Source organism: Psychrobacter pasteurii (assembly GCF_900162815.1).
In the GTDB taxonomy this organism is placed as follows: domain Bacteria; phylum Pseudomonadota; class Gammaproteobacteria; order Pseudomonadales; family Moraxellaceae; genus Psychrobacter; species Psychrobacter pasteurii.
This window is the reverse complement of the sequence record NZ_FUGD01000088.1, coordinates 15,046-40,269: the sequence shown is the minus strand read 5'-3', so window position 1 is coordinate 40,269 and position 25,224 is coordinate 15,046. Positions and strand designations below refer to the sequence as shown.

At 43.2% G+C, this 25,224-nt stretch carries 17 protein-coding genes; 6 read left to right on the top strand and 11 right to left on the bottom strand.

Features of this window, described 5'->3' with window-relative positions; translation table 11 throughout:
- Together A1232T_RS08135 and A1232T_RS08130 are read left to right on the top strand one after the other, a co-directional pair.
- Positions 1 to 468, top strand: a 468-nt coding sequence (locus A1232T_RS08135; RefSeq protein ID WP_143513970.1) for an RNA-guided endonuclease InsQ/TnpB family protein, incomplete at its 5' end; no start/stop codon positions are given.
- A 325-nt stretch (positions 469 to 793) separates the two neighbouring features.
- The gene (locus A1232T_RS08130; RefSeq protein ID WP_077448952.1) at positions 794 to 2,119 is read left to right on the top strand and encodes a S1C family serine protease; all 1,326 of its coding nucleotides are present in this window, start codon (positions 794 to 796) and stop codon (positions 2,117 to 2,119) included.
- 109 nt (positions 2,120 to 2,228) lie between these two features.
- On the opposite strand, the gene nrdB is transcribed toward A1232T_RS08130, so the two are convergent.
- The 6 genes from nrdB to A1232T_RS08100 all read right to left on the bottom strand — a co-directional run bounded on the left by nrdB (position 2,229) and on the right by A1232T_RS08100 (position 12,509).
- Positions 2,229 to 3,362, bottom strand: a complete 1,134-nt coding sequence (gene nrdB, locus A1232T_RS08125; protein WP_077448951.1) for a class Ia ribonucleoside-diphosphate reductase subunit beta — start codon at positions 3,360 to 3,362, stop codon at positions 2,229 to 2,231.
- Between the two features lie 201 nt (positions 3,363 to 3,563).
- The gene (gene nrdA / locus A1232T_RS08120) at positions 3,564 to 5,840 is read right to left on the bottom strand and encodes a class 1a ribonucleoside-diphosphate reductase subunit alpha (RefSeq protein WP_077448950.1); all 2,277 of its coding nucleotides are present in this window, start codon (positions 5,838 to 5,840) and stop codon (positions 3,564 to 3,566) included.
- A 529-nt stretch (positions 5,841 to 6,369) separates the two neighbouring features.
- Complete coding sequence (locus A1232T_RS08115; RefSeq protein ID WP_244152423.1) at positions 6,370 to 6,690, bottom strand: YbeD family protein; 321 nt, start codon at positions 6,688 to 6,690, stop codon at positions 6,370 to 6,372.
- 109 nt (positions 6,691 to 6,799) lie between these two features.
- The gene (gene rpoD / locus A1232T_RS08110) at positions 6,800 to 8,671 is read right to left on the bottom strand and encodes an RNA polymerase sigma factor RpoD (RefSeq protein ID WP_077448948.1); all 1,872 of its coding nucleotides are present in this window, start codon (positions 8,669 to 8,671) and stop codon (positions 6,800 to 6,802) included.
- A gap of 392 nt (positions 8,672 to 9,063) precedes the next feature.
- Positions 9,064 to 11,217, bottom strand: coding sequence for a DNA primase (gene dnaG, locus A1232T_RS08105; protein ID WP_077448947.1), 2,154 nt, complete (start codon positions 11,215 to 11,217; stop codon positions 9,064 to 9,066).
- 125 nt (positions 11,218 to 11,342) lie between these two features.
- Positions 11,343 to 12,509: an outer membrane protein assembly factor BamD gene (locus A1232T_RS08100; protein ID WP_077448946.1), complete on the bottom strand. Its 1,167-nt coding sequence runs from the start codon at positions 12,507 to 12,509 to the stop codon at positions 11,343 to 11,345.
- A gap of 288 nt (positions 12,510 to 12,797) precedes the next feature.
- Here A1232T_RS08100 and A1232T_RS08095 point away from each other — a divergent pair, with 288 nt between their 5' ends.
- Positions 12,798 to 14,054 (top strand): RluA family pseudouridine synthase, encoded by a 1,257-nt coding sequence (locus A1232T_RS08095; protein WP_244152422.1) that lies wholly within the window; start codon positions 12,798 to 12,800, stop codon positions 14,052 to 14,054.
- Positions 14,055 to 14,113: 59 nt separating this feature from the next.
- A complete protein-coding gene (locus A1232T_RS08090; RefSeq protein ID WP_077448945.1) occupies positions 14,114 to 15,055 on the top strand; it encodes a purine nucleoside phosphorylase YfiH/LACC1 family protein in 942 nt (313 codons plus the stop codon).
- A gap of 18 nt (positions 15,056 to 15,073) precedes the next feature.
- On the opposite strand, the gene A1232T_RS08085 is transcribed toward A1232T_RS08090, so the two are convergent.
- The 5 genes from A1232T_RS08085 to tolQ form a co-directional block, all read right to left on the bottom strand.
- Positions 15,074 to 15,295, bottom strand: coding sequence for a hypothetical protein (locus tag A1232T_RS08085; RefSeq protein ID WP_077448944.1), 222 nt, complete (start codon positions 15,293 to 15,295; stop codon positions 15,074 to 15,076).
- Positions 15,296 to 15,492: 197 nt separating this feature from the next.
- The gene (locus tag A1232T_RS08080) at positions 15,493 to 16,824 is read right to left on the bottom strand and encodes a PD40 domain-containing protein (RefSeq protein ID WP_077448943.1); all 1,332 of its coding nucleotides are present in this window, start codon (positions 16,822 to 16,824) and stop codon (positions 15,493 to 15,495) included.
- Positions 16,825 to 17,020: 196 nt separating this feature from the next.
- Positions 17,021 to 17,941, bottom strand: coding sequence for a TonB C-terminal domain-containing protein (locus A1232T_RS08075; RefSeq protein ID WP_244152421.1), 921 nt, complete (start codon positions 17,939 to 17,941; stop codon positions 17,021 to 17,023).
- A gap of 74 nt (positions 17,942 to 18,015) precedes the next feature.
- Positions 18,016 to 18,468 (bottom strand): protein TolR, encoded by a 453-nt coding sequence (gene tolR, locus A1232T_RS08070; RefSeq protein ID WP_077448942.1) that lies wholly within the window; start codon positions 18,466 to 18,468, stop codon positions 18,016 to 18,018.
- A 12-nt stretch (positions 18,469 to 18,480) separates the two neighbouring features.
- The gene (gene tolQ / locus A1232T_RS08065; protein ID WP_077448954.1) at positions 18,481 to 19,200 is read right to left on the bottom strand and encodes a protein TolQ; all 720 of its coding nucleotides are present in this window, start codon (positions 19,198 to 19,200) and stop codon (positions 18,481 to 18,483) included.
- A gap of 548 nt (positions 19,201 to 19,748) precedes the next feature.
- On the opposite strand from tolQ, the gene A1232T_RS08060 reads away from it, so the two are divergent.
- Positions 19,749 to 21,044: an NCS2 family permease gene (locus A1232T_RS08060; RefSeq protein WP_077448941.1), complete on the top strand. Its 1,296-nt coding sequence runs from the start codon at positions 19,749 to 19,751 to the stop codon at positions 21,042 to 21,044.
- Between the two features lie 901 nt (positions 21,045 to 21,945).
- Positions 21,946 to 25,161 carry a bifunctional proline dehydrogenase/L-glutamate gamma-semialdehyde dehydrogenase PutA gene (gene putA / locus A1232T_RS08055; RefSeq protein ID WP_077448940.1) on the top strand — a complete coding sequence of 1,072 codons (3,216 nt, stop codon included), beginning with the start codon at positions 21,946 to 21,948 and terminating at the stop codon, positions 25,159 to 25,161.
- The last annotated feature ends 63 nt before the right edge of the window (positions 25,162 to 25,224 follow it).

The window sequence follows — 25,224 nt, the reverse complement described above, 5'->3', positions numbered from 1 at the left end:
AAATTAGCAGTAGCCCAGCGTGCTAAGAATAAAAAGCGTGTCAAAGCAATCCACGCTAAAATCAAAAACACAAGATTAGACTTAATTCATAAATTCACCGCCAAGCTTGTTAAAGACAATGCCTTGATAGTGGTTGGTGATATAAAATCACGCTCATTTACCAATTCGATGACCAACCTAGCTAAATCAACGTATGATGCCGGATGGTTTGAACTTAAACGACAACTGGAATATAAATGCAAGCATGCAGGTTGTCAGCTTGAGATGGTAAATGAAAGTTACACTACCCAGACCTGCTCGTACTGCCACAAAATAAGTGACAGTAGTCCGAAAGGTAGAGCAGGTTTGCGAATAAGAGGATGGAGGTGTGCTGAGTGTGGCACATGGCATGATAGAGATATCAATGCTGCTAAGAACATCCTTGCGGTCGGGCTTGACCGTCTAGCTGTAGGAATCCCCTCGGTTTAGCGAGGGGAGGAGGTCAAAAAATATGCGTTTGAAATCGGGCGTGATAGGCTGCAAGTAACATGAATAGAACAATATAGCGGCTAAAAATAGAATCGGGCACGCCAGTAATAGGCTGACAAATGTTAAACTAATACTATTTTAAGTGATTATTAAGTCATTAAACTATTAATTTATTAAACTTATCAAAATCAAAATATCCATTATCACCGTAAAACGTAAAATACTGGCCACCGCTTAAGTCCTCTAAAGGTATGTGAGGTCTGGTGTTTGTACTATGAGTTAGCCTATTTTAACCATTTAGTGCGTTTTGACATCGAGGAGTGACATGTCTGCATCATCAAAAACCAGTGTTATCTGGAAGATTTTACCCTGGTTATTATTGATTGCTGTGTTAGCAGCTTTTATCTGGGTTTATATTGAACAAAAAACCAGTCAGCAACCGGCTTGGGAGCCTCCTCGTAGTGAGACTACCTCCATTCCGCTGAATACGGATAGAGATTCTGATAAGCCTGAGCCTATTGTGTCATATCACAATGCGGTTGCGAAGGCATCACGCTCAGTCGTTAATATCTATACTACGCAGACCATTACCCAAAGCCCTTATATGAACGATCCTATCTTGCGTCGTTTTTATGAGTTTCATGGGCAAAATCCTCATGCTCAGCAAGAAACTAACTTGGGCTCCGGGGTTATCGTCTCAAAAGATGGCTATATTGTAACCAACGCTCATGTAATTGCAAAAGCCGATGAAATTGTTGTGGCATTAAACGATGGTCGAAAAGCAGTTGCTCAAGTAGTGGGCACCGATCCTGATAGTGATTTGGCGGTTATTAAAGTAGATATGACTGGGCTTGAGCCTTTGGCTTTTAGAGAAAATCCTATTGAAGTAGGGGATGTGGCACTAGCTATCGGTAACCCATTTGGTGTGGGGCAGACAGTGACTCAAGGTATCATTTCGGCTACTGGGCGTACAGGCTTAGGGGTGAATACTTTTGAAGACTTTATCCAGACCGATGCGGCCATTAACCCAGGTAACTCTGGCGGTGCTTTGGTAGATGCCCGTGGGGAGCTTGTGGGAATTAATACGCTTATCTTCTCACGTTCAGGTGGCTCTATGGGGATTGGCTTTGCTATCCCAACGGCGCTTGTCGAGCAAGTGATGAATGCCATTATTAAAGATGGAAAAGTAAGCCGTGGCTGGCTAGGTATCGAGGTGTTATCTCAGCTTCGTGATCCAGCACAAATTGATACAACCACAGGCGTGATTGTCCGTAATATCATTCCTGGTAGCCCAGCTGCTAAAAGTGGCTTGAAGGTGGGAGATATTATCTTATCGATAGATGGGGTTGAGATGACCGACTCAAACCGTCTGATTCAGCATGTGGCACGCAAAATGCCTAACAGTGTGCTACAAGTGCAAGTGGTGCGTGGCTCTGAGAATATGAACATTGACATTACTTTGGCTGAGCGTCCTACGCAAACTGAGGTACAGATGCCTGCTGAAATGCCTACTGATCCAGAGTTACTGCTTGAGTCTCCTGAGATGAGCAATAATCCACTAAGCGATGAGCAACGCGCTCAGCTAAGAGAAGAGCTTATTGAATTATTTGAAAATGGGGCTCGACCCGATGTAGAGCCTTTACCTCAGTAGTTGAAAAGGTCGTCTTTTAACTGTAAATAACAAAGAAAAAGTCCGCGATATATCGCGGACTTTTTTTATTAATCAAATGACTTTTTTACAGTATCATAGCTTTAAGTTATTACAGTTCAAAGTCATCAAAGTCGCTGTCTGATAAATCAGAGTCAATCTGACCTACCAAATAAGAGCTGATTTCTGTCTCTTGTGGAGCCACTTGAACGTTGTCAGAAGATAGCCAAGTGTTAATCCATGGAATTGGGTTGCTCTTAGACTCTGGGAATAGTGCTGGCAGGCCAACGGCTTCCATACGTAAGTTAGTGATGTACTCGACGTACTGACATAAGATGTCTTTGTTCAAACCAATCATAGAGCCATCTTTAAACAGATATCCGGCCCATTCTTTTTCTTGTTCAGCCGCTTTGCGGAAGATATCAATGCTTTCTTCATAGCATTCTTCAGCAATCTCAGCCATTTCTGGATCATCTTTGCCTGAGGCTAAGATGTTAATCATGTGCTGAGTACTGGTTAAATGTAGCGCTTCATCACGGGCAATTAGTTTAATGATTTTGGCGTTACCTTCCATCAGCTTACGCTCTGCGAAGGCGAACGAGCAAGCGAATGATACATAGAAGCGAATGGCTTCAAGAACGTTAACTGCCATCAAGCATAGGTATAATTGTTTTTTTAGCTTTCTTAAGTCAACATACTTTTCTTCGCCATTGACCACATGCGTACCTGGGCCAAATAAGCTGTATAGCTGTGAGTGCTGATACAGATCGTCATAGAAGAAAGCAATGTCTGAGGCACGTTGTAGAATGTGCTCATTTTCCATAATGTCGTCAAATACGACAGCAGGGTCGTTAACGATGTTACGGATAATATGGGTATAGCTGCGAGAGTGAATGGTCTCAGAGAACGACCAAGTTTCAATCCATGTTTCAAGCTCAGGGATAGAAACTAGAGGCAGTAGTACCACGTTTGGGCTACGACCTTGAATGGAGTCTAGCAGAGTCTGATACTTTAGGTTACTGATAAAAATGTGCTGCTCATGGCTTGATAGGTTGCCATAGTCGATACGGTCTTTTGATACGTCAACCTCTTCTGGGCGCCAGAAAAATGACAATTGCTTTTCGATTAACTGCTCAAAGATAGGGTGCTTTTGTTGGTCATAACGTGCCACGTTAACCGGTTGACCAAAAAACATCGGCTCTTTAAGAGCATCGTTTTTGGTTTGGCTAAAAATTGAGTAAGTCATGATTCTACCTTTTATATTTATGAGAGATTTTAAGTTTTATGAGTCTTAACAGGCAGTTGCAATAAAGTCGAATAGATTACATCGCAAAGTAGGGTAACAAAACTTAATGGGTAATGGTGTTTTTATATCCGAAATAACCCCCTTAATTTAAGGGGGTATTCAATACAATAAACCACTTTATGCTACATTGATTTTATAGCATTAAAGCTTACACGCACCGCTAGCACAGCCATCATCAATGTCGGCTTGAGCGTCGTTAGCGCCATCACGGGTGTTGTGATAGTAAAGCGTCTTAACGCCTAGCTTATACGCGGTTAGCAAGTCTTTTAGAAGCACTTTCATCGGTACGCGGCTGCCTTCAAAGCGGCTTGGGTCATAGTTGGTATTAGCAGAGATACTTTGGTCGATAAATTTCTGCATAATTGCAACCAGCTTCAAGTAGCCATCGTTATTTGGCATTTGCCATAGTAGTTCGTACTGATCTCTTAAGTTTAAGATATCAGGTACCACTTGCTTTAAGATACCATCTTTAGAGGCTTTAACTGAAACCAAACCACGTGGTGGCTCAATACCGTTAGTAGCGTTAGCAATCTGACTTGAAGTTTCAGAAGGCATTAGCGCTGATAGGGTAGAGTTACGTAAGCCGTGCTCTTTAATCTCACTACGTAGAGCTTCCCAATCTAGCTGTAATGGCTCATTACATACTTTGTCTAAGTCAGACTTATAAGTATCAATGGGCAGGATACCTTGCGAATAAGTTGTCTCATTAAATGCAGGGCAAGCGCCTTTTTCTTTAGCAAGCTTGTTAGAAGCTTTTAGTAAATAGTACTGTAGCGCTTCAAACGTCTGATGCGTTAGACCTAATGCTGAGTCGTCTGAGTATTTAACGCCATTTTTGGCTAAGTAGTAAGCATAGTTAATAACGCCCACTCCCAGTGTACGGCGGTTCATACTGCCATTTTCAGCCGCTTTAACTGGATAGTCTTGGTAGTCTAATAAAGCATCTAAAGCACGGACGATTAGCTCTGCTGGCTCTTCAATGTCTTGTAAGTTATCAACTTCACCTAAGTTCACCGCAGATAACGTACATAAAGCGATTTCACCCTTTTCATCATTGATGTTGTCTAATGGCTTAGTAGGTAAGGCGATTTCCATACATAAGTTTGACTGGCGAATTGGCGCAACGCTTGGGTCAAACGGACTGTGGGTGTTACAGTGGTCAACGTTTTGGATGTAGATACGGCCGGTGCTGGCACGCTCTTGCATTAATAAGCTGAATAAATCGGCTGCAGGAACATGGCGCTTACGGACACTCTCATCTTGCTCATACTTGGTGTATAGCTCTTCAAATTTATCTTGATCCGCGAAGAACGCTTCGTATAGACCTGGTACGTCAGAAGGTGAGAATAGGGCAATGTCTTGACCTTTAATCAAGCGTGTATACAGCGTACGGTTAATCTGAACGCCGTAGTCCATATGACGTACACGGTTGTCTTCCACACCGCGGTTGTTCTTAAGAACCAATAAAGATTCAACTTCTAAGTGCCACAGTGGGTAGAATAACGTCGCCGCACCACCACGTACGCCACCTTGTGAACAGCACTTAACTGCAGTTTGGAATAGCTTGTAGAACGGAATACAACCGGTGTGCTGAGCTTCACCACCACGGATAGGGCTACCTAGAGCGCGGATGTTACCGGCGTTGATACCGATACCAGCACGCTGAGAGACATAGCGTACGATGGCACTAGTTGTGGCGTTGATTGAGTCTAAGCTATCGCCACACTCGATCAATACACATGAGCTGAACTGACGTGAAGGCGTACGCACACCTGACATGATTGGCGTTGGTAATGAGATCTTAAACTGTGAGCTGGCATCATAAAAACGCTTCACATAGTGCAGACGCTCAGATTTGTCATAAGAGGCAAACAGACACATACCCACTAGCATGTATAAGAACTGTGGGCTCTCATATACTTTTTTAGTAACACGGTCTTGTACTAAGTATTTACCAGCCATTTGCTCAGCAGCAGCATAGGCTAGGGTCATATCACGCCAGTGATCGATGTACTCGTTTAGCTCTTCAAACTCTTCACGAGAGTAGTCTTGTAAAATGTGCTCATCATATTTGCCAGACTCAGTTAGGTTAACCACGTGGTCATATAAGTGAGGTGGCTCAAATTGATTGTAGGCAATTTTACGTAAGTGGAAGATGGCCAAACGGGCAGCCAGATACTGATAATCTGGTGTCTCTTCTGAAATAAGGTCAGCAGCAGCTTTGATGATGGTCTCATGAATATCACGAGTCTTAATGCCATCATAGAACTGGATATGAGATTTTAATTCTACTTGAGAAACGGAGACGTTATCTAATCCTTCAGCGGCCCAAGTGATGACCTTATGGATTTTATCTAAATCGATTGGCTCTAGGCGGCCGTCTCGTTTCATTACTTTTATTTTATCCATATTTGTCATTGCTGTCTCCGCTAGTTATTGCTAAGTGAGCCGATAGTTTCGTCTCACCACTGAAAAATATCACCTAATACCTATAGTGCCTGTGTTTAGGATAAAACACAAGATATAGGGTGGTTTGTATAATGTAGGCACAATATAAAGGAAAAAAACAAATTTTGCTATCTTGACAAAGCGGCAGTTACTAGTTCAATTGAGAGAATTGAAATGAATAATTAGCCATGAAAAATACTTGCAAATTTGCAACTACCGATAGGGTATTGCTTAGCGGTTATGTCAAGAAAAATTATTACTAAAAAAAGCTAAGAAAAAACTTTTTTTACTAAATTGTAAACGAGAGTAAACGGGTTTAGATTTGTTCAGGTAAAAGTTTGAACCTGTAAATTAATTCAGTTTGAGTGACACAAATAAAAAGAGCAGGGAAGCCTGCTCTTTTTTAATAAGTATGTTTTGGACAGATAGCCGTGGCTAACAAATCAAATAGTGACTCAATTAATTTGCTGTAAACTTATTTACAATAAATTTAAGTTATTTAAACCACGGTACGAACAGTTTTTGCATTATCCAAAGCGGCATAAAGCTCATTGACCTGTTCTGCAGTAGTGAAATACAACTTAGCACGGACTGAAGTAAAACGACCGGTGCTGGATTGTTTTACGGTTAGGCTTTCAGTATCAAATTCAGGGAACTGAGTGCCTAAAATAAGCTTAACTTCATTAAGCAGAGTGTCATGCTCACCTTCATGGCCAATAATGCTCATAGGGTAATCCATTGGGAATTCCCATAAGTGCGGATTTTGAATGTCTGTTTTTTTGGCAAAAGGATCGCTGTAAAGAGTTAGGTCGCGAGTCATGTCGATATTTTTGTTAGCCATAATTGGCATCTCCCATTGTTTTTAAAGTATAAAAAAAGCTGAGAACCCCCAGCTTTTTTTAGTGAATAAGTAAAGGCGTGGCTAATACTTAATCATTTTCTAAAAATGAGCGTAGGTGCTCAGAGCGTGAAGGATGGCGCAGCTTACGTAAAGCTTTGGCCTCAATCTGACGGATACGCTCACGGGTAACATCAAACTGCTTACCAACCTCTTCTAGAGTGTGATCGGTTGGCATATCAATACCAAAACGCATACGCAGTACTTTGGCTTCACGTTCGGTTAGATTACCTAACACATCACGTGTGGCTTCTTGTAGACCAGCTGAAGTAGCATCTTCAACAGGACTTGAGATGGTTTGGTCCTCAATAAAGTCGCCTAGATGTGAATCTTCATCATCACCGATTGGTGTCTCCATAGATATGGGCTCTTTGGCAATTTTCAAGACTTTACGAACCTTGCCTTCGTCCATTTCTAAACGTTCGCCTAATTCCTCAGGAGTCGGTTCACGGCCCATCTCTTGTAGTAACTGACGTGACACACGGTTTATTTTGTTTATGGTTTCAATCATGTGCACAGGGATACGAATGGTACGGGCCTGGTCAGCGATTGAACGGGTAATGGCCTGACGAATCCACCAAGTTGCATAAGTTGAGAACTTATAACCACGGCGGTATTCAAACTTATCTACTGCTTTCATCAAACCAATGTTACCTTCTTGAATTAAATCCAAGAACTGTAAACCACGGTTGGTGTACTTTTTGGCGATAGAAATTACCAGACGTAAGTTGGCTTCAACCATTTCTTTTTTGGCACGGCGGGCTTTTGCTTCACCAATGGCCATACGACGAGCGACTTCTTTCATCTCGCTGATTTGCATGCCCAGTCTGTTTTCGTGGTCTTTAATGCGGCGCTGTAAAACTACCACGTCGTCCACTACTTTGGCTAAGCTGTCAGCGAATTTTGGATTGCCTTTTAGACGATCGGTTAACCAGTCAACGTTGGTTTCGTTGCTTGGGAAGGTCTTACGGAATTCTGCACGTGGCATTTTACCGCGGCGAATAACCAAACGCATGATTTGACGCTCTTGCTTACGCACATCATCATAAACGTCATGCATGATGGCCATAACATTATCAGACATACGGTTGTTTAGCTTTAATAGCATGAAGCGATCTGCTAATAGAGCATAGGCTTCTTCGGCTTGCGGGCTACCACGGCCGTATTCTTCCAAAGCTTGTTTGGCAGTAGCAAATAGCTCACGAATCTCTTCGACACGTTGACGCACTAGCTCAGGGTCTAGGCCGCCAGCTTCTTCTGCTTCTTCCTCTTCTTCTTCAGCTTCTTCTTCCTCTTCATCATCATCCACATCTTTTTTGGCTTTAGATTTGGTGGTGATAACCGGAACTTTGTCTTCTTCAACTTCAGCAGGTTCAAGCTCTTCTGGATCTAAAAAGCCCGTAATAACGTCAGATAATTTTTTCTCGCCAGCTTCTACTAGGTCATATTCATCAAGAATAAATTGCACAGTGCCAGGCCAGTAAGCCATAGCATGCTGGACATCACGGATACCTTCTTCAATACGCTTAGCGATCACAATCTCGCCTTCACGTGTTAATAAGTCTACGGTACCCATTTCACGCATATACATACGAACAGGGTCAGTGGTACGGCCAGGCTCAGTTTCTACAGCAGCTAATACAGCGGCTGCTTCGTCTGTGGCCATCTCATCGTCATTGGCCCCATCGTTCATCAAGATATCATCAGCATCTGGCGCTGATTCAAAAATTTTAATACCAACATCCGTAAGCATTTGAACGATGTCTTCAATTTGGTCGCTTTCGGTAATTGAGGCGGGAAGTTGGTCGTTCACCTCAGCATAAGTCAAATAGCCTTGCTCTTTACCCATCTGGATAAGTGTGGCTAATTGAGAGGTAGATTGAGAGGCTGCCTTATCGGTCATAATATCTCGCTTGCAATAGAAGATGTGGGTTAAAGGTAGAGTGGGGGTGCATTCGCTTTTTAGTAGGCCAGATAGTTGTCTTATTGTTGTAGTTTTTGCATAAGCTATTTACTGTAAGTTGAGCAACGAAATCTGCAGCCAAAGAATAAAAAATTTTAGTCCGATATTATAACATAATATCCAAAACAGCACCGCAAATACGACCATCAGTCATAAAAACTCATTCTGATCTAGATCAAATATTTGCTTAGGTACTACCCGGTGATACTAATGATATGGGGGCAATAAGGATTTTTTAAAGTCATGCGTTGTATTGCCTGCTTAAAGAGCCAATAAACAACCCATTAAATAATAGATTAAACCCTAAATTAAACAGCAAGTTAATAAAATTTTTAAGCCATCTTACTCGACTGAGCCGCTTGCTGCTGCTTTGACCAATTGAGTAAAGTTTGACGTTGACGGTTGAGATGGGTGGTAATCACAATATTATTAGACTGTGCCATTTGCTTCGACAAAGCTTGTAATAACAACTGAGTCAGCAAATCATCCACCAAAGCGTCCACATCGATAATGCCTCGCTGATTGAGATTTGACCAAAAAGGGTGCCAACGTTTGGCCAAGGCTTGCTGGGTGTTGGCCGGTAAATTAGCGAGAATAAAATGGGCGGCAGCGTTGGTATCCTTTGGTAAATAAGACTCCAATGAATGTATGGCCTCAATGAGTTGCACCAAGCTTTGGCTGTTAAAATCCTGCCAACTTGGCAACGCAGGGGCTTGAATCTGGCCTTGCTGAGCCCGGTGCTGACGAAACTCTATATCAGCCACTCCAGACTCTTGCCAAATACGGGCAATGGGATCTTCTTTGAGTAAATTGGGTGAAAATAACAAACACAGCTGCAACTGACGGCTGACCGTCATGTCACTATCGAAGTTCAATAGCACATCGTGTGCTGAGTTTTTTTGCCCTTTTCTGCCGCCAAGTTTTTGGTAAATATCATTGTTTAATAGATACTTAAAGCTAGAGCCTTTTGGTAAGTTATTGGTAAGCTGTCTGACTTGCGACATCAACTTGGCTTTACCTTCAGCCAAGCTTAGATCATATCTTTCGCTTAAGTAGGCAAAAATGTATTGCGATAAAGGCATGGCGTTTTTGATTTGTTCACGCATGGCCTCTACGCCTTGTAAGGCCACGTAAGTATCGGGGTCATGCCCACCCGGTAAACTTAAAAAGCGCAGCTCTTTGTCATCACTAAGTACCGGCAAGGCGACCTCAAGCGTACGCCACGCAGCCTTTTGACCGGCGCTATCCCCATCAAAACATAAAGTTAGGGTAGGGTTTAACTGTAATAAACGGGCAATCTGACTTTCATTAATCGCCGTTCCCATTGATGCCACGGCCCCATAAATCCCAGCTTGGTACAGAGCGATAACATCCATATAACCCTCAACCACAAGCCAATCATTGGCTTTGTGCTGGCGTGACTCATAATAGCCATAGAGCACGTGCTGCTTATGGAACACGGGGGAATCACTGGAGTTGATATATTTGGGCTTTACTTCATTGTCTAAAGCCCTTCCAGCAAAGCCAATGACTCGGCCTTGGTTGTCCCGTATGGGGAAGATAACTCGATCACGAAGTAAATCGTAATCGCGCCCTTTTTCCGACTTGCGTACCAAGCCTAAGGCTTTTAATCCCTCTATGTCACGAGGAAAAGCTTGCTCTAGATGTTGCCAACCGGTGGGAGCATAGCCGAGTTTAAACTCTTCAATGGTCTTATCGGTTAAGCCACGTTCTTGAAAATAAGCCATGGCTCGTGAGTTATTGCGTAAGTTGCTTTGGTAAAACTCACTGATGCTCACCAGCAAGTCATACAAATCCCCTTCTTGGTTATCTTGAGGTAAGCTCTCTGGATAGCCAGGCTGATAATCAGGGACAAAGCCCGTGCCAGGGTCAAAGCTGGCACCATCGTCGGTGTAATAGTCTGAGTTCCAATCAGTAGGAGGTGCAGAGTTATAGTAGCTGGATTCATCAAAATAGCCGGCACTATCATCAGGGACAGGGGCTGAATTTAGATGATTTAATCCACCATTATTATTAGTCCCATTATTAGGATTAAACGGCACACTGCCGGTATTTGTAGAAGAGGGGGCAGCAGGTGCATTTGTGGGCTGAGAGCTTGAAGGTTGATTGGGTCTAGGTGGCGGTAGTACCTGTTTCTTCGGCCCTTTTTTATAGCGTAAGTCTTTATTGTCTTCTTTGGGTATCTCAATCCCTGTTTGGCGCGACAGCTCTCTAACCGCTTCCATAAAGGTTTGGTTTTCATAGTCACGCAAAAAGCTGATGGCGTTGCCCCCTACGCCGCAGCCAAAGCAGTTATAGACGTTTTTTTGCGGATTGACATAAAAAGAGGGGGTTTTTTCACCATGAAAAGGGCAGTTGCCTTTAAATTCTTTTCCGGCACGTTTCAATGTAGTGTGTTTGCCAATAATCCCTACCAGATCGGCCTGGCTATTTAGTTGGTCAAGAATATGGTTAGGGATGCTCATAATTGCGTTTGGCCTTACCAAATAAAAACTGATTTTTTTAGACAGATAAGCCACTTTAAAGGGATTAGCTTATAAAGTGGCTCAAAGGTATCGCTTTAACAACGTAATTTTAGTTAAGCAGTGGCTTACTCATCGTTGCTGCTTTCTGGATACATCTCTTTTGGACTAGTAATACGAGTCTGTGGCTGACTTCCTGCGTCTTCAGGTAAGCCAAGACCTAAGTTAACGCCGCGGCGAGCTGTGTTGACGGTCGGCATGTTTTGCTCAGATAAAGTGGCGTTATCTGAAGGCAGCTGCAGTTGAGCCGCTCTGTGAATGACTTGCTGCTTAGTGGCTCCAGTATATTCAGAAGATTGAGTGCCTTCAGACTCTGTACGCTTGTCTGAGCGACCCAATTTACCGTAAGTCATTCTGTTTAATAAGCTACCAGCACGGTTGTTTTTAATGCGCACTTTACCATCACGAGTTAACCACTCAGGATAGTTGATTTGTAGTAGGGTTTTGTACTGCTGTGCTAAATCATTTAGGCCCAATTGCTCATGACTATAAGCTAAGATGGCAATGGCTTCAGGGATTTGCTGGCTTTGTGGGTAGTATTGGAACACCCATTTTGCACGGTTGGCAGCAGCCACATGAGCTTCACGCTTAATGTACCAGCGCGCTGCGGTTAATTCACTTTCAGCGAACTGGTTATAGATATGAGTCATGCGCTGAGCTGCGTCTGGCGCATAGCTACTGTTTGGGAACTTAGCCAATAGCTCTTGGAAGTTACTAAACGCCAAACGATAGTAAGACGTATCACGGTGAGCTTGTTGTAATTTTACCGCATTTAATAAGCTGCTAGTACCTGTTTGCATGTTGGCCACGCCGCGCACATAGTAGGCATAGTCTACTTGAGGGTTGCGAGGATATAGTTTAATAAACTGCTCGGCGCTGGTTACTGCTAAAGCGTATTCGTTTGACTGAAATTGGGTGTACATCAAGTCTAATAAAGCTTGCTCAGCGTAAGGGCCGGTAGGATAGAAGGTGCGCAGCTCTGATAATTGCTCTGAGGCATAGATATAGCGCCCTTTTTCTATCGATTCCACGGCTTCTTTATAGTACTGAGCATCGGTTTTCTCTGCAGAGGCTACCGCATCAGAGTCTTTGCCAGTGATGTTCTTTAGGGTCTGACAGCCCGATAAGCTAAGCATACCTGCCGTTAATAATGCCAAAGTAAACTTAGTCTTACGAGAAGATTGTGAGGAATTAGGGGTTAATGCAGTAAATAAAGAAGTTGAAGCACGCTGCATGGAAATCTCCGCAGAATATTTTAGTCAAATTTTAGTGGCTCTAGTGTAGCACGCTACAAGATTATTTTGGTATAGGATTGTAGGGTGATTGCTACCATAATGTTGTTAGTGCTTTAGTTTAGCCCGTTATAAAGTGTTATAAAGTTTTATTGAGGACAAAATTATAAAACGGATCTTACTAACTGCCTTTATTTTTAAGGGCAGGTTGCCAAGGTTAAATAAGGAGAATAAGCCAAATCATGCTACACTTAGCTTATTAATAAGAAACTCAATTTGGTCCAAATAACTATGTCTTCTAAAACGTTTTCTAAAACTATGTCCTCTAATATCTCTCCCGAAACGTCATCAGTACCTTCGGAAAATAGCCCAAACTCAATCAACAATCAAGCAGGATTCACAGATAATACGGTTCAGAGCAATTCTGATAGCCAGTCAGCCCAACCTAGCGATATTATAGAGGAAAGTGGTAGCCCTATGCCGAGTTCGAAAGCAGAAAGTTTAGAGCAGTCTCAATTGTCATCAACCGCAGATTATGAGGCAGAAATTGAGCTTGAAGACTTCGATGACGAGGAAGAAGATAGTGCAGATAGCCAAAGCTTAGAGGTGCATGCTGAGCATACTGTTACTGCCGAAGAGGCCGGTCAGCGTATCGATAAGTTAGCAGCTGAGCTTTTTGCCGATCATTCTCGTGCACAGCTTCAAGAGTGGCTAAAGTCAGGTAATTTGACCATTAATGGCAGTGTAGAGAAACCGAAGTATCGTGTGAAAGCGGGCGATAATCTGTTATTAGAAGCCAAGCTTGAACAACATGGTAATGATCAGCCAGAAGACATAGCACTAGATATTGTTTATGAAGATGAAAGCGTGTTGGTGGTGAATAAGCCTGTGGGTATGGTCGTTCATCCTGGTGCCGGCAACTGGACAGGTACCTTGGTGAATGGACTATTATTTCATTATCCCAATCAAGCCCACCTGCCAAGAGCGGGCTTAGTGCACCGTATTGATAAAAACACTTCAGGCTTATTGGTGATTGGTAAAACCAAAGCGGCTCAGCTTGAATTGCAGGAGCAGCTAAAGGATAAGACGGTTTATCGTCATTATCAATGTATCGTGGCAGGAGATGCGCCCAGCTTGACTCGGCAGCGTACAATTGATGCGCCAATAGGTCGTCACCGCACCCAGCGTACGAAGATGACAGTCACCAGTGTGGGTAAGCCTGCTGTGACTCATATTATGAATATTACGCCCTTAAATGAAAGCTATAGCTTGCTTGATGTGCAGCTAGAGACAGGCCGTACCCATCAAATTCGTGTCCATTTAAGTCACATAGGACATCCTATTATTGGTGATGATGTTTATGGTAACCGTCAGCAGCTAAGAGCGGGACTCACCCAAGAGCAGCGTGATGCGATTCAAAACTTCCCGCGTCAGGCGCTACATGCCTATCAATTAGGGTTCGTTCATCCTGAGACTGGCGAAGATATTGAAGTCACAGCGCCTTTACCAGAAGACATTATTCAACTGGCAGAGATATTAAGCGAGTAGCTTTTTAAAGTTTACGGATATTATTCTTGTCTTTTTTACACAAGTAATTGGGTGTCACTATGTCAAATTTAACCCATAAAAAACCGTTTCAAATCCTGGCTCATACGGATGAAATTTTAATTGTTCAAACCAATGCGGGAACTGAGATGGCTACTTCTAATGATAAACAAAGTAGCCAGACCAACAGTTATGGCCGCTTTAACTTAGGTCTGCATGTCAATGATGATCCGGCCCAAGTATTAAATAATAGAGCACAGTTATTGCGTGCCATTAATGACTATTTGGCTAAGCAAAATAAGCCCTCTACTGTTGAAGCTATTTATTGGCTAAGTCAGATTCATAGCAACCAAGTAATTCGTATTGAAGATTCGTACCTAGATAATTTATCTTTAGTACCCGCTGCTGCAGATGCTCTGGTCAGTGCCCAGTCTGGTCAAGCTTTGGCTATCATGACCGCAGACTGTGTGCCTATTGTGATTTATGACCCAAGCTCGAGGCAGGTTGCCGCCATTCATGCCGGCTGGCAAGGACTGGCTAACGGAGTGGTTTTTGAGACTTATAATGAGTTAATGAACCTCAACACACCATCAGCTAATTCGTTATCACCTAACTTAGGCGATGCAAAACCTTTGCAAGCTTGGATAGGTGCTTGCATCAGTCAGGCGTGCTATGAAGTCTCGTCTGAGGTGGTAGATAAACTGTTGTTTGGCTGTGAAAAAATGGGTATGTCAGCAGAAGAGGTCAGGTCACAAATAGTGGCTGAGCATGAAGACCCTAATAAAGCTTGGCTGGATTTGCCCAAGCTGGCACAATTACAGCTGAATCAACTGGGCATACAGGTTGAGAAGCCAAGTAGCCTATCTGATGATGAGTCGAAAGCTAGTCCAGCTTTGGCATGTAGTTATGAAAGTAGTGAATACTACTCATATCGTAGAAAGACTCATTTGGGTGAGGGCAATACTGGTCGTATGGCGCTATTGGTTGTTAAGCTTAAAGCATAGGCTTTGGACTTAAGCTACCTACTTGTGCGAATTAGAGGTGCTCTGTGTTAGGGTAATTGCTTCGTCTTCTACTTGGGTCGGGGCTTGACTAGAAGGTTGAGTGGACACCAAAATAGGGTGGAAGTCTGCAGTAACTGGTATTGGGCTTTCCGCCATTTGAATATTTTGACAACCGCTTAAGGTCATCGCTGCCGAGGCTAATCCCAGTGATAATACAGATTTTTTTTTCATTAAAAACATAGATGGCCTCTTTAAAATTATGGCAAGTTTGGCGGGAGTAAAAGCTATTTATTCTGCGTATTAGCTGATTATAGTATGGGTTATGTGAGACAAAATACAATGGCTTTTTATAGGTCTATTTAAATAAAAAAACCTCAGTTAAACTGAGGTTTTTTTATTGTGCGTAGAGCTTGGTCATTTGACTTTAACTATAAGAGCTATTCAGCGCTAGGTACCCAAGTAGGGGACTTGGCAATACCATCGGTAGGTAAGGTGGTCACTTTACCTCCGTCTACATAGCGAATAACCAAATTGCCTTTTTTGGCGCCTTGAGAATACACCACACGCTCACCACTGGGTGAGAATCTAGGTGCTTCATCTAAGCCAGTTGCCCCAAAGTTAGCCAGAATAGAGCCATTACTACTCATAATGGCAGCATTACGGCCACTTAAGAAGCCAATTTTTGTGCCATCAGGACTGTAATTAGGGTTGGTGGCATAGCCGCCTCGTGAGATTTGCACTGGTGATCCGGAGAAGTTATAGCGATAAATACTTGGACGGTTTGGGCTGGCATGGTCCGAGGCATATACGAAGCTGCCGTTCGGCGCATAGCTTGGGGTAACTTGCTCGTAAGGACCTGACATAACCAGTTCTGGCTTACCGCCATTGCTGTTGATGCGATAAATATCGGCATCCCCATTGACTGTGCTTGAGAATAAAATCTTTGAGCCATCTGAGGAGAAGCTAGGATTTAAGCTACTGCCTTTCATCTCGACCAGACGAGTCAATTGACTGGTCTTTAGGTCATATTTCCATAGATTGGCGCTATTGTCTTTTAGCTGAACCGAGTAAGCAACAGAACGGCCATCTGGAGAGACAGCTGGGCTATAGATAGTGGCGTCAGTGACCCGAGACAGGACACGCTTGTTACTGCCGTCAGCATCGACTAGGACTAGGGCAGAAGTCTTCGATTTGCCGCTGCCTTTTTCTTCCACGTAAATTAGACGAGCATTTAGGTCTAGCTTCTTGCCCGTAATTAACTCATAAATACGCCCTGAGGCTTTATGAGCGGCAGTTTTGCTGTCCACTGCTGTGACGGTTTGGGTGCCTTTAATGATTCTACCTTTGGCCACTTCAATCACCTCAAAGGTGATGGTGGTGTTTCCGGCAACGCTTTTGCTGCTACCGATGACCATATAAGGGATGCCCAACTGCTGCCAAGCTGGTAGGGTTGCTGCCAAATCATCACGGCTGTGAGGCTGACCAATTAAGCCTTCACTGGTTACTTTTAATGGGGTAGCTTGTAAATCTTTTTGGATAGTTTGCGAGGTGTTGCTGTCGCCTGCAAAAGGGACAAAGGCCACTTGGTTTTTACTCACCTCTCCTTTTTTGGAGATAGTGACTTCCAAATCGTAGTCTTCTTCTGCATTTGCGGTTGTGCCAACTAGCATACCTAGCGAGGCCAATAGGGCGCAGGATAAGCCAGTGGTAAAACGAGAATAAGAGGGGGTAAGGGTGTTTTTAGGAGTCATCATTTTATTCTTAGCCATGTTGTTCTTAATTATAAAGATCTCAAGCCTATATAAGTATAAGGCTTCGGATAACAAGAGGATATAAGGGACAGCGTAATAAGTATAGTTAACAACGGTAATTTATTTTGTTTTATTCAATCATAATGTCATTGTTCATACTTATCTAGGCTGCCATCCTATTTATCTAACTTTTTATCTAACTTTATTATCGGCACTAGCGAACAATAAAATTAAGTTTCAGTCGACGCTTATTGGTACCGATGACCGGAGTAAGCGGACTGGCTCTGTTAACCGCAGACTCTAAGGATTGCTTGAGCTCTGGATCGGAGGTGTTGGCATTGACGCTTAAGACATTGCCATTTTCATCCACGGTAACTGAGACCGAGACGGCTGCACCGACTTTACCAACGGGGGGTGTCCAATGAGGTTCGATTAGGCTTATCAAATCCCCACTGATGTCACCACTGCTAGACTTGCTGCTGCCACTGCCTGTCGATTGTGAGGCAGTACCTGTTCCAGAAGTAGATTTGTTTTTATTGCCTTCAGCACCCGAAGGGAAGGTGGCACTAAGCTGACCCTTGTGATCTGTATTGGCGGTCACTTTTGGGGTGTTTTTTATCGGCTTTGAGTCTTCTGCGGCAGACTTCGTTTCTGTAGTCTCTGACAACTCTTCTGCTTTGCTAGGCTCTGGAAGTTCACTGAGCTCTGTAAATACAGGGTCGCTACTGTCATTGGCCCCCACAGGCTCAGGAGTAGAGTCAATTGAATTATTAAAAATAGAGGAGATGCCTCTGGAGAAGGCAGAATCCCCACCAATATAGGAGTTATCCGTACTGGCTGATGGAGGGGGTGGCGGTGGTTGAGTGCTTATTTCAGGAGTTTCAGGAACACCACCCGCCGCTAAAGTCTCCCGATTTGCCTGAATTTCTGCTTGTAGACTTGCCAACTCTTCAGGAGTGATGATACTGGTCTCAATGGTCTGGTTGTCTTCAATATTAGGCGCTTGGTAAGTCAAAGCAATAAATGCCAATATAGAGCCATGCACGATTAAGCTTAAGATAGCTGGCAGGGCGATGCCATTATCTTCAGGCTCTACGGGAACGTAAATACTGGGCGCTCGATTTAGCACGGTCATTTTCTCAAAGTTTTAGTTAAGTAGCAGGGTTTGATCTGACTCTAATTTGGTCAGACTCTAAGCTGGTTTCATGGTTAATTTATATCAGTAGGCAAGGGCTGACCCGTTAATAAACCTACTTTTTTGACGCCAGCTTTTTGTAAGTTGGCCATAATCTGCATCACCATACCATACTGATTATTTTGGTCAGCATTAATCATGACTTGCACCTCATTGCCTTGTGAGTTGTTTTGTAAGCCAATAAGAGTCTCAATTAACGCATCTTCTAATACTGGCGTATCGATATTGTTTTCATAACTCATATAAATCTCTCCATTACTTTTTAGAGAGATAATGACAGGCATCTGTGCTCCTGTGGCAATGTTATCGGTACTGGCTTTAGGTAAGTCAACGTCCACACCTGTGGTCAGCATAGGGGTGGTCACCATAAAGATGACCAGTAGCACCAACATCACATCAATGTAGGGCACCACGTTCATAGAGGCGTTGAGTTCTTTTTTATGTCTGGAAAAGGGGCTAGCTTTCATAACGTGCTCCTTTTATAGCTGAGAGGCTTGAGCGGCATAGCTCTCTTCTTGAGGGATAGCTGCGGTTTCGTGTGTCTCACGCTGTAGCATGCCGGTCATCTCATCACAAAACAAAGCGCGGCTGTCATAAATACCAGCAGCTTTAGCAGTGAAATGGTTATAAGCTAAAACAGCAGGAATAGCGGCAAATAAGCCCATAGCGGTAGCAATCAATGCTTCAGCAATCCCTGGGGCAACCGCAGCTAAGCTAACTTGAGACGCTTCAGATAGACCAATAAAGGCATTCATAATACCCCAAACAGTTCCAAATAAACCGATGTATGGGGACACTGAGCCGATACTGGCTAACACTGCCAAACCTGACTCAAGCGATTGCTGCTGACGGCCAAGTCCTACACGTAGTTTACGCTCAACCCCATCAATAATATGGTCTTTGGGCTGACGCTTTTTGTTCATGCGTAAAAATTCAGAAAAGCCGACATAAAATATATTGGCCAGACCATGACGGTCTGGTGAGTTTTGAATACCTTGATAAAGCTTTGCTAGATCTTCGCCTGACCAAAACCAGTTTTCAAAATGCTGATCTTGGCGTTTGGCTGTGCCCAGTCGCGCGCTCAAACGGAAAATGAGCACCCAGCAAAGTATGGATGCCAATAACAAGATCCCCATAACAATCTGAACCAATAAGCTGGCATTGGTAATAAGACTAATAAGGTTGATAGAATCTGACAGCTCTGACATGAATCACTCGCTTGAGGTTATAAGAGGTTATAAAACGCTAAATTAAAATAGAACTTAAATGAAAGTACAGAAGAGGCAACCAAAGTATTAAGCAGTCGCTATTATAATTACAGATAGTGTTTGTAAGTAAAGCTAGTAAGTGCAAGGGGGCTAATATAGCAGCGCTACATTATACCTTAACCTAGCCTGATTCTACTACTTTCAACGCCTCTTATAAACTTAAGTAGGTTATAAACGGAAGTAGACTATAACTCAAGTCGCTTGGCTTAAAAGTGAAGCAATAGCTAAATCTAAATCTAAATCTAAATAACCTCCAATACTGGTCAATAATCGATGGATTTACATAGAATTTGATGAATTGTTGGTCAAAGGTGTACTAGTTTTAAGCCGAATCCTATATAATTTACCCTTTTTTATTATATTAACGCAGTATTTCTCCTTGTCTGTTTTTGGTTAAGTAAACAGTAGATTTATTTTTATTTTCCTAAAACAGCACCATCCTTTGGTTTTTCAACGCAAATATACTCAGGCTAATCCCTATGAATGCAATTGAGCGCTATTTTGGCATTGACGGTCAAAACACCACGGTAAGAACAGAAATCTTAGCGGGGATCACGACGTTTTTAACGATGGCATACATCATTTTTGTTAACCCTAATATTCTTGCCGATGCCGGTATGGATAGTGGGGCAGTGTTTGTGGCCACCTGTTTGGCTGCTGCACTAGGCTGTTTCATCATGGGTATTTATGCCCGTCTGCCAGTAGCTTTGGCACCAGGCATGGGTCTAAACGCCTTCTTTACTTATGGCGTAGTACTGGGCATGGGTTATACCTGGCAAACAGCTTTAGGAGCGGTATTCTTGTCAGGCTGTATCTTCGTGCTACTAAGCTTATTTAAGATTCGTGAGTGGGTGATTAATGCCATTCCAAATAGCTTAAAGCAAGGTATTGTTGCTGGTATTGGGGCTTTCTTAGCCTTTATCGCCTTAAAAAGCTCAGGCATTATCGTTGCCAATGAAGCAACCTTTGTTAGCTTAGGTGACCTACAGCAGTTCTCTCCAATGATGGCTGCCTTAGGTTTCTTCATGATCATTGGCTTGGTGTATCGTAATATCCCTGGTGCGGTGACTATCGGCATTTTAGCGGTCACTGTTATTGCAGTTCTTGCTGGTCAAGTGCCGTTTGCTGGCGTGATGTCTATGCCGCCACCGATTGCACCGACATTTATGCAACTGGATATTGCTGGTGCATTTGATATTGCTATGATTAGTGTGATCTTTGCCTTTTTATTCGTTGACTTGTTTGATACGTCAGGTACTTTAATTGGTGTGACCAGTAAAGCCGGCTTAGTCGATGAAAAAGGCGATATCCGCAACCTAGACAAAGCACTGTTAGCAGACTCTACAGCAACCGTTGCTGGCTCATTGCTGGGTACCTCATCAACCACAAGCTTTGTTGAAAGTACAGCAGGTGTTGCCGCTGGTGGTCGTACAGGTCTTATGGCTGTGACTGTGGGTGTGTTGTTTCTATTAAGTATCTTCTTTGCACCGCTGGCAGGTATGATTCCAGCCTATGCAACAGCGGGTGCGATTTTCTACGTTTCTGTATTAATGTTATACACGCTAAAAGACATTGACTGGGAAGATTTAACAGAAGCAGCTCCTGTGGCAGTGGTGCTACTATTAACTCCGTTAACTTACTCTATCGCTGATGGTATCTCGCTAGGTTTTATCACTTATACTGTGGTTAAAGTGTTAACGGGTAAATTCAATCAAGTAAGCCCTGCGGTATGGGTGTTAACGATCATCCTGTTAGGTAAAATTGTTTTCCTATAAGCTGCTTTCTTATAAGTTGTTTTCATAAATAATCCGCTTTATTGAGTAAAAAAAACAATAAAGAGGGGTTTGAAAAAACAATTTTTTAAGGCTGATAAAAACACCTGTTTTTATCAGCCTTATTTTTTTGGTCTAAACTATGGTCTAACACCGGATGAGTGTGGTAACATTCGCCCATCAAGCTCATAACCTCAATCAACGCCGTAGAGGTTTTTCTTTAGCTGGCCGACCTAAAACGTCCTGTTTAATTTAAGCCAGTATCATTAAAGAAGAAGGCATTAGTGAGTTTGTCGTTGGTTATTCATACTGTCTGTCGAAGTGTTCTATATTCGAGGATGGTTACACTATAAGACGATGGCTTGGACTTGCTACTGTTTTTGACCGCTTTAAATTCTATTTATTCCGCCAAATTGATATCAAATTATTCTGTATCCCCTCGATGCCGTATTGTTTGATATTTAGTAATTCGTCCTAAATAGCCTATAAGCCTTTAATTAAATCGATAAATAAGTCGACCTTTTTTCATTTAGTAATCTGCAGCACCTAGATTAAGAAGTAGGAAATGCCTATCCTTTTAGGCGATGAATCCTATCTCTTTATTATTAATCTAAGTGGGTGATTGTTATGAAAAAAGAGGGTTTGTGATGACGTATGTTTTATTTACGCTTAACATTCCCGATACTTATCCTCCCTTTAATAACAAGGCTTTGCTGTCTATAGTGGTAGTAACTCATTTAATTAACCTTAATAGTGCGCCAGTCTGGTTATTCTGACTATCAGCGAGGAGTCATCGAATACTGATGATAACTAAAGATGATGATTTCAATGGATAAATGACCATAAGACTTTAGCGTGATACGCAAGCCACACCACTATTTTCTTTGATATCAATGGAGATGATATGAGTTTAAATAACCCATTCTACCCGCAAAACCCAATCCAATTTTCGGCGACAGATGTATTAGAGCCGAGTTATATCGAGAAACCAGCCAGCGAATTATTTAAGCTGATTTCTCCTTTATACAGTGCCGATGAAGACACTTGGTTAGGGGAGCTGTTGCCACTAGCAGAGCCACGAGTCGTGCATGGCGTTAATGAGCGTGATGCTGCTGCAGAACAAACGGCCAGCTTGGTTGAGCATGTTCGTAATAATGATAAAGCCGTTAAGATGGTGGATTCATTACTACTAGAGTACAGCTTGGATACCCAAGAGGGTATCTTATTGATGAGCCTTGCTGAGGCCTTAATCCGTGTGCCAGATAATGCCACGGCGGATGCACTTATTCGTGACAAAATGAGTGTGGCGGATTGGAAAAAGCACTTAAAAGACGACAACGGATTTATCGTTAATGCATCAACCTGGGGCCTTATGATGACTGGCCGTGTGGTGAGTATTGATAGCTCTACCACAGCCTCAGGCTTCTTGGATCGTATGACCAAAAAAATGGGTGAGCCGGTGATTCGTAGCGCCATGCAGCGTGCTATGAAAATTATGGGTCATCAGTTTGTGCTCGGTGAAACCATTGAAGAAGCCAATCGCAACAGCCAGCCTTATCGCAATAAAGGCTATACCTATTCCTTCGATATGCTTGGAGAAGCAGCAGTTACTCATAAAGATGCTGAGAAGTATTTTAGTGACTATTTGCACGCCATTCGCTCTACGGCCAATATCAAGGTCAAAGAGGGCATGCCTAAACCTTCAGTATCTATTAAGCTGTCGGCATTACACCCGCGTTATGAAGCGACCCAAATTGATCAGGTGTTAGGTTTACTGCGTCAACGCTGCATCCTATTAATTGAAGCGGCACGTGAAGTAGATGTCGATATCAGTATTGATGCCGAAGAAGCCGATCGTCTAGAAGTGTCGTTAAAGTTATTTGAATCTTTATACCGTGACACCATGACTCAAGATTGGGACGGCTTAGGGCTGGTAGTACAAGGCTACTCAAAACGAGCTTTAGCGGTACTGACTTGGCTGGCAAGTTTGGCAAAAGAAGTGGGCGATCGTATTCCTGTACGCTTGGTAAAAGGCGCTTACTGGGATTATGAAATTAAATTGGCTCAGCAAAAAGGCATTACTGGCTATCCGGTATGGACCCGCAAAGAGGGAACGGATGTGGCCTATTTAGCTTGTGCCAGATTCTTATTAACTGAGCAAATTCGTGGGGTGCTTTGGCCACAGTTTGCCACCCATAATGCCCATACTTTGTCTTCAGTAATGACCATGAGCCCGCACAGAGACTTTGAATTCCAGAGACTGCACGGCATGGGCGATGCGCTTTATGATCATATCTTGCAGGCCTATGACATTCCGGTGCGTATCTATGCTCCAGTCGGTGCACATAAAGACTTGCTACCTTACTTAGTACGTCGTTTATTAGAAAATGGCGCTAACAGCTCATTTGTGCACCAATTATTAGATAAGACTCACCCGGTAGAGCCTTTAACGGTGCATCCTTATGATACGTTGACGCAGTACGAGACACTACATAATCCACGTATTGCAATGCCGTTAGAGATTTACACAGATAGACAGGCAAGCTTTGGCCCTAATATATTTGTTGACTCGCAGTGGCAACCGTTTAAAGCGCAAGTGGACAGCTATTTACAACATACTTGGTCTGCCAACTCTGTTGTTAAGGGCCAGCAAATCGATAACACAGTGGCACAGCAGTTATCCGTTAACACTGTAGTAGCGCCTTGGAACCATGAGGTTGTGGCTGGTGAAGTGGTCTATGCTGATGCCGAGATTGCCAACCAGGCGATGGATGCAGCAATAGCGGGTCAAAGCCAGTGGCAACAAGTGCCTGTCACTGAGCGCAGTGCCATCTTAAAGCGTATCGCTGATTTGTATGAACAAAACTTTAGCCAGCTGGTGGCTATGTGTCATAAAGAGGCCGGCAAGACGTTACAAGATAGTATTGATGAGATTCGTGAAGCAGTCGATTTTTGTCGTTACTATGCCAATGAAGCTGAGCGTTTAAGTCAGCAAACCCATGCCTTTACTGATTTATCAGGCAATCAAGTCACGCAAAAGCGTACGGCTCGCGGTACCGTAGTTTGTATTAGCCCATGGAACTTCCCGCTAGCTATTTACACCGGACAAATTGTTGGGGCTTTAGCAGCAGGTAATACAGTAGTTGCTAAGCCTGCAGAACAAACCAGCTTGATTGCCTATTTTGGGGCGCAGCTTATGTATCAAGCAGGCGTGCCTGACTATGCTTTACAGTTTGTGACTGGAGCTGGCGAGGTAGGGGCAGCGTTGACTTCATCGACCTTAATTGATGGCGTGGTATTTACCGGATCTACCCAGACTGCACAGCACATTAATAAGTCACTTTATTCTAATGAGCGAGTTGTAGAGTCGGGCTCTGAACAAGCTTCTGCTAAAGATCTGCCTATTTTGATTGCAGAAACTGGCGGTCAAAATGCGATGATTGTTGACTCAACCGCTCTGCCTGAGCAAGTGGTAAAAGATGCGGTGTTATCAGCATTTGGTTCAGCAGGACAGCGTTGTTCAGCCTGTCGAATATTGTGTTTGCAGCAAGACATTGCTGACTCTGTCATTGAGCTGCTCAAGGGGAATATGGCTGAGTTGGTAGTAGGTAATCCATCTAATGTGACCACAGATGTGGGTCCGGTGATTGATAAAGAGGCCCAAAAAGGTCTACGTGACCACATTGAAGCCATGCGTAACGATAGCCGAGCCCGTGTTATTGCTCAAACGCCTATTAGTTCTGAGTCTGCAAATAACCTAAGTAATAGCACCTTTGTATTACCGACGGCTATTGAAGTGGACGGTATTGACGTGATTGGTGGCGAGCACTTTGGACCTATCTTGCATATTTTACGTTATGAGGCTAGCAAGCTTGATGAGCTTATAGAAGAGATTAATGCCACAGGTTATGGCTTAACTCTAGGTATTCACAGCCGTATCGAAACGGTAGCGGATCATATTGAGAGCCGTACTAAAGTGGGGAATACCTATATCAACCGTAACCAAATTGGTGCTGTGGTAGGCGAGCAGCCCTTTGGTGGTTGTGGGTTATCAGGGACAGGGCCAAAAGCCGGAGGCCCACGTTATGTGGCTAGATTGACGAAGTGGCAAAACGTTTAAAACAACATTAACCCACTTTCGATGAGACACACCATATCTCATAACAATAAGCAATGACATTAA

Coding starts and splice junctions, on each gene's coding strand:
- A1232T_RS08130 (WP_077448952.1), top strand. CDS start 794: ATGTCTGCATCATCAAAAACCAGTGTTATCTGGAAGATTTTACCCTGG.
- nrdB (WP_077448951.1), bottom strand. CDS start 3,362: ATGACTTACTCAATTTTTAGCCAAACCAAAAACGATGCTCTTAAAGAG.
- nrdA (WP_077448950.1), bottom strand. CDS start 5,840: ATGACAAATATGGATAAAATAAAAGTAATGAAACGAGACGGCCGCCTA.
- A1232T_RS08115 (WP_244152423.1), bottom strand. CDS start 6,690: ATGACTCGCGACCTAACTCTTTACAGCGATCCTTTTGCCAAAAAAACA.
- rpoD (WP_077448948.1), bottom strand. CDS start 8,671: ATGACCGATAAGGCAGCCTCTCAATCTACCTCTCAATTAGCCACACTT.
- dnaG (WP_077448947.1), bottom strand. CDS start 11,217: ATGAGCATCCCTAACCATATTCTTGACCAACTAAATAGCCAGGCCGAT.
- A1232T_RS08100 (WP_077448946.1), bottom strand. CDS start 12,509: ATGCAGCGTGCTTCAACTTCTTTATTTACTGCATTAACCCCTAATTCC.
- A1232T_RS08095 (WP_244152422.1), top strand. CDS start 12,798: ATGTCTTCTAAAACGTTTTCTAAAACTATGTCCTCTAATATCTCTCCC.
- A1232T_RS08090 (WP_077448945.1), top strand. CDS start 14,114: ATGTCAAATTTAACCCATAAAAAACCGTTTCAAATCCTGGCTCATACG.
- A1232T_RS08085 (WP_077448944.1), bottom strand. CDS start 15,295: ATGTTTTTAATGAAAAAAAAATCTGTATTATCACTGGGATTAGCCTCG.
- A1232T_RS08080 (WP_077448943.1), bottom strand. CDS start 16,824: ATGGCTAAGAATAAAATGATGACTCCTAAAAACACCCTTACCCCCTCT.
- A1232T_RS08075 (WP_244152421.1), bottom strand. CDS start 17,941: ATGACCGTGCTAAATCGAGCGCCCAGTATTTACGTTCCCGTAGAGCCT.
- tolR (WP_077448942.1), bottom strand. CDS start 18,468: ATGAAAGCTAGCCCCTTTTCCAGACATAAAAAAGAACTCAACGCCTCT.
- A1232T_RS08060 (WP_077448941.1), top strand. CDS start 19,749: ATGAATGCAATTGAGCGCTATTTTGGCATTGACGGTCAAAACACCACG.
- putA (WP_077448940.1), top strand. CDS start 21,946: ATGAGTTTAAATAACCCATTCTACCCGCAAAACCCAATCCAATTTTCG.